The following is a 6,213-nucleotide window of genomic DNA, read 5'->3' as shown; positions in this document are numbered from 1 at the left end:
ACAAAACACATTCATCATCAAGCCCTGTTCTTGTTGGTTCATTAACTCCTACATTGCAGTGGACGTTTTCTGACCCAGATGTAGGCAACACTCAGTCTGCTTACAGGGTTATTGTGAAGAACATGTCTGACGTTGAAGAATACAACAGTGGCTGGGTCAGCTCGAGCAGCAATACTTTGACGATTCCTTCTGGGGAGTTAACTAGAGGTACTACATACAAGTGGACAGTTGCCACCAAAGATAATAGTGGTGCAGAGTCTCCATTCTCTTCAAGCTATTACATCAAGGTGAATACCTTGCCTACAGCTAATATTACGGCGTACTCGGAAGGATTCACTCTTCCAGACAACATTGTAAACATGACTTGGACTTACGGGGATGGAGATTCTCAGGCCCAAACTCATTTCCAAGTTGTCGGCTCTAAGGATAACTGGGCTACTTGGTCTTATAACTCAGGTGAAATTGCCTCCTCCGCCACCAGCCACCAAACGACTCCTCTTTCTAATGGAGCTTGGAGTTTCGCTGTGAGAGTAAAGGATGGGCTTGAGTGGTCGAATTGGGTTTACCGTAGCTTGAACTTACCGAACAGCTTTGAGGACAACAACACAAGCGGAACAGCCTTCCCTGTAGCTTACCAGAATACATACAACACGCTTATCTCATCGGCTACGGATGTGGATTGGTATAAGTATACGCCTACAAGCACAGGAATTGACCGTGTGACCCTGACGGTACCGTCAGATAAGAACTATGACGTCATCATCTATGATTCTACCGAAAAGCCGATTACGGCGGGAATTGGTGGTACTGGAGCGACGGAGAACATCATCTTTGAGGTTACTGCTGGGCAGGTGTATTACATCAAGGTGTTTGGAGTTGACAGCCATTTTTCGACTAGTGCTACATATGGGATGACGTTGAACAAGATGAGTGTCAATTCGACAACGACATACCAGTACGATTCGAATGGAAATATAACTGGTAAGACGACTGTGACGACGAGGCAATAAATCAAACCAAGGGGGAAGCTATGGAACTCAAAATTCAAAAATTATTTGTATCTCTGTTGGTAGGTACAATGTTATCTACTCCTTTTGCACAAGTCTTAGCTAGAGATTCAATAGGACCGATTCCTGACGGAGTTTCCATTTCGACGGAGTCCGTTACCAGCAACACATACGAGGCGAGTAAGGGAGACAAGTCTAGCAAGCCTCCTGTAGTCGCTGAAGTAAGAGGTCTAGAAAAATGGAAAGCAATGGACTCGAACATTGTGAGTGAAGTCGTGTCTAAACGCACAGATAACAGCAAGCACTTTTTGATGAATGACGGTACATACAAAGCTGTTATATCCATGGATACACTGCACTACGAAGATGTAGAGGGAGTTCTGCAAGATATTGATACATCACTTGTTGATGAGTCAGAAATCGAGGGGATCAACCTTATAAAGCATAAAATATCCAAACAGGCTTCAAATGAAATAATAAGTAAAAAGCAGAATAGGGGAAAACAACCCGCATTTACTGAAGGAAATTACAAGGCGCTTCAAGTTCCATTCGATGTGACAATTCCAAAGAGATTTGCTGACGGATATTCAATTCGGTTTGGTGAGGATAAACTCGAGTTTACTCCACAAAATGTAAATAATACTAATGGTTCTAGATATTCATCGAGTGCAATAATTTACTCAGATGCCTGGAAAGACACTGACGTTATCTTAGATATCACAAATGATGGACTTAAAGAGACTATTCTGTTAAAGACCTCTGAAGCCCCGACTCAGTTCTCTTATAAGCTTAATGTCCCAGTGAGTGAGGACTTCGTTTTAGGGCAACTTACATTACTTTCACCTTGGTTGATAGATTCGCTAGGTGAAGTTCGCGATGTTTTTCAGAAACTAAGGATAGAAGGGGAGCAAATATTTTTAGATTTAACAGTAGATACGTCAGGGTTAACTTTTCCCATTACTGTTGATCCAACAGTTACTACAAGCGCAAGCGCAGACGCATGGGTATCAGAGAACGGAATGTATACAAATCGAGGAACTACACAAAATGGATGGATTGGGATTGATTATGATTATGGTGATTACGGCGATTTATACAGTTATCAAAATCAAATGTATTATAAATTCAACCTAGCTTCTGTACCCATCTCAGCAATAATTGATTCTGCAACATTAAGTATTAATGGGATAAATGGAGGATTAAATGGTGATTGGACTATTTTTGCAGCGAGAACACAAAGCTCATGGTCCGAGACCACAATTACATGGTGGAATAAGCCTGGTGGGGGAATACTAGATTCCACTTCTTTTACTAATTACAATTTTAGTGGCTGGAAGAACATTAATGTGAAAAATGTGGTAAGTCAATGTAGACCTCTTGGAGCAGAGTGCTCGATTGTACTTTCAGCAAATCCTGGTTCAGATGACGTGTGGCAAGTCTACACTAGAGAGGCATTCCAAAGCGTCCCACAACTAGTTATTAATTATACAATCCCAAATACTGCTCCAACTACTCCTTCTGTAGTCGAGCCTAATGGCGGCAATGTAATTGACAGCAATTTCAGTATATTATGGTCGGCATCAACTGATGCTGAAACAACCCAGTCTAATTTAAAGTATCAACTGCAGCTTTCACTTGATAATGGGGCAACCTGGCCATATGATCTTGCACCTTTGCTAACCACTGCGGGTGCCACTTCATTCTCATATAACTTCTCAGCGATACCTGCAACAACAAACGCAATAATTCGTGTCAGAGCATATGATGGTGAACTTTATAGCTCCTGGGATCAATCGAATGCTGTTTTCACAATTAGACATAATCAAGCCCCAACAGCACCAACAAACTTAACACCAGGGCACACGTCGTCTTCAACTCCAACATTGATTGCTGGTGTAACACCGACGGTCCAATGGACTTTTCAAGACCCAGATGCGGGGAATACCCAGTCCGCTTATCTTGTTGAAGTCTACGACACAAGTAATGTACAGAAGTACACGAGCACCTGGGTGACATCCAGCAGCAATTCACTTTCAGTCCCAGGTTCCGCCAATTTGGCTCGAAATACAACTTATTACTGGAGAGTTAAAACCAAAGACAATTCAGGAGCTGAGTCACCTTACAGCAGCTCGATGTATTTCAAGACCAATGCATTGCCCACTCCAACAAATATATGGGGCCAAGATAATACGACTCGCCGAGATAATTTAATCAACTTTACTTGGACATACAGTGACGGGAACTCTCAAGCACAGACGCACTATCAACTCGTAGGGTCTAAAGATAACTGGGCATCGTGGGCCTATGACTCTGGTGAAGTTGCTTCCGCCGCCGCTTTCCATAACTTTATTCCTCCATCAACGGGGTTATGGAGTTTTGCGATTCGTGTGAAAGATGGCATGGAGTGGTCAGCTTGGGTGTATAGAAGCAATATTACGATGAATCACGCTTTTGAGCCTAACAATACCTATGAGACTGCTTTCCCGATCAGTTATCAAAACACATTGACTACGGTCATTTCCGCACCAAACCCGAACCCAGATGAGGACTGGTATACATACACACCGACATCGACTGGAATCGATCGGGTTACCATGTCCGTCCCTGCTGGTCTGAATTACGACGTCTATGTATACGATAGCTCTCAAAATCTATTGGCTGCTGGCGTGAGAGGGGCAGGACTTACGGAGAACGTTATCTTCGAGACGTTGTCCGCCACTCCGCACTACATTAAGGTGGTTGGAGCTAATGGGGCATTCCATGCGGATAATACCTATAGCATCACCCTGAACAAGGTTGACGTGCTTTCTCAGACGAGCTATCAATATGATCCGAACGGAAATATCACGAATAAATCAACAACGTTGTCCAATTCTTCCAACATTGCATTTACGAACCCTGGTTTCGAATCAGGGACGTCGAGCTGGGGCATCAGCAATGGAAGTGGAGGCACATATGCAACGGATACCGCCACCAAGCTCTCAGGCACTCAATCCATGAAAGTGACAGTTGCACCTTCAGGGGATCAGCATCAATACAACGGATTCAACTTTAATATGGATGTTTCAGGTAGAAAGTTTAATGTCTCCGCTTATGTCAAAACAGAGGGCATGACGGGCGGCGTTAGTGTACGTACCTACTGGAAGACATCTGCTGGTGCATGGATTTGGCAGAACAATGTCGTTTCAACAACCTTACAAGGTACGAATGGGTGGACTAAGTTATCTGCTACAGCATTAGCACCAGCAGGGGCTCAACAAGTCTTTGTAATGATTGTCCCAATCACGAACGGCCAAGGCCACTACTGGATCGACAACGCACAAATCCAAGAGATATTCAACTAACCAAGCAGTACAGCATCCACCCAAAATCCTAAGGAGGCTTTCCTCTTGAATAAGAAACGCTCGAAATGGATCCTATCCTTCCTGATTTTTATCCTACTATTTACTAGTGTTCCTTTAGCTGCTTCGGCTGCACCCCAGGACACTTCTTCAACACCCGTCGAAGAGAAAACGCCCGCTACTAAGAAGAAAGTGGAGAAGCTGAAAGAGAAATTCGCTGTCGAGGAAGACTTCATTCAATCCGAGCTGGACAAAGGGTATACCCTTAAGCAGGTTGAAGAAGCACTCGATCACCAGCAAGCCACAGGACTGACTTATGAAGAAAGTATTGCGGCCGTTACGCCAGAGTACGTGAACCTGTCTCAAAGCGCAAAGAGCACCATCCAGTCCGAATTGCAGGGCTTTGGTGGTGGTGGAATGCAGATGTTGATGACAGGTCAGGACTACAGCTATGTCAATACCAAGCCTGATCAAGCTCCATATACCGTTTCCCTGGATAACGAGAACCTGTCTACCCTTTCAGGTGGCGTATCGCTGAGAAACGTAGATTTGACTCTCCCAGGACGGAATGGCCTGTCCTTTGCTTTGTCTCGTTCTTACGATAGCGCTTCTGCTCAATTCTATAAGATGGGCGTTACAGGAAGCGCCAACTCCACTGCCCCCGCCGACGATGAGAACATGTTCCCGATCGGAAAGGGTTGGAACTGGGACATCTCTTTCATCGAACATGAAGGTGACAAGAAGTATCTCCACCTTGCTGGCAGCGGTACGTTTGAAATCAAGGATGGACTTTTGAAAGGGTACAGCTGGCAGGACTTGACCATTGCCGCTGACACCACGGTAACTGTCAACGGAGAGACTTCCACAGATCGCCTTCAGTCCATTGGCGGAATCAAGCAATATTTCAACAGCGAAGGTCGTCTCCTTCAAATATCGGATCCATATGACAACACACTTCAATTCAAATATGAAACAGACCCTGTCTACGGCAAGGTGTTGTCGTCCATCCATGATGCCATTGGGAACGTCATTAACATCACATATTCCACCCAAAGCGTTGTTTTGACAAAGGGAAGCCAAACGGTCACTTACTACAAGCAGATTCAAGATGGTAAAGAGCTTCTCACTCAAGTAGTAGACCCTGTTGGTCGTGCAGTGACTTATGATTACACCATTAAACCGGCTCAATTTAACTTGCTAGGGACAACGCCAAACACGTCTAACCCTTATGCTTTGATTACTGGCGTCATTTACCCAACGGGGGCCAAGGTGATTTATGAATATGAGACGTCTGCAGTCACCCGTTATATTGGGGAGTCCTCTGTAAATCAGGTCTATCGAGTCCAATCACGGAAAAGCCAAATCATTTATGCTGATGCTCCGCCCGCTGATTTTAATGTGAAGACGATTAGCTACTCAGGTGACTCTGGAAGCTCCTACAATTCGGATATGACATTCTCAGTCACAGTAAATGATGTGCTGACATCGACCCAGTTTGATAATAAGAAAGATTACATCGATGCTGAGAACCCGCCTGTTTTTTACAATACGAAAGTCAGTAGTACTGCTGGAGACATAAAGAAAGTTACGGACTACACTTACGACGAAGCTCGCCGTTGGACTACGCCTATTGGCAGCAGTTCGAAAACAGTGAATACTTCGACATCAGTGGAGTCGAGTCCGGTAACTACTTCTCGAACTTTTGACGACTATCAGAATGTGACGACTTCGACTGACCCGATGGGTGTCCGTACAACGTACGAATATGACGCTACAACGCATTTGCTGAAGAGCGTATCTCAGCCAATCAGTGCTACACAGACCCGTTACACGGGTTATACCCGAAATACCCAGGGGAAAGTGAT

General features: G+C 44.5%; 2 protein-coding genes and 1 pseudogene. All 3 read left to right on the top strand.

The genetic code is table 11. The annotated features are described in order from the left end of the window. A partial coding sequence (locus PKO02S_RS32700) for a glycoside hydrolase family 78 protein (protein ID WP_218033979.1) occupies window positions 1–1,010 on the top strand: 1,010 nt, incomplete at its 5' end. Between the two features lie 20 nt (window positions 1,011–1,030). Then, on the top strand, window positions 1,031–4,351 hold the full coding sequence (locus PKO02S_RS31380) for a CBM96 family carbohydrate-binding protein (RefSeq protein ID WP_127589133.1): 3,321 nt from the start codon (window positions 1,031–1,033) through the stop codon (window positions 4,349–4,351). A gap of 45 nt (window positions 4,352–4,396) precedes the next feature. Further along, a pseudogene (locus PKO02S_RS31375) lies at window positions 4,397–6,213 on the top strand (hypothetical protein); the annotation flags it as partial.

Origin of the sequence: Paenibacillus koleovorans NBRC 103111 (genome assembly GCF_004000845.1) — a bacterium.
Lineage (GTDB): Bacteria > Bacillota > Bacilli > Paenibacillales > NBRC-103111 > Paenibacillus_AA > Paenibacillus_AA koleovorans.
This window is presented reverse-complemented; position numbering and strand designations above follow the sequence as displayed.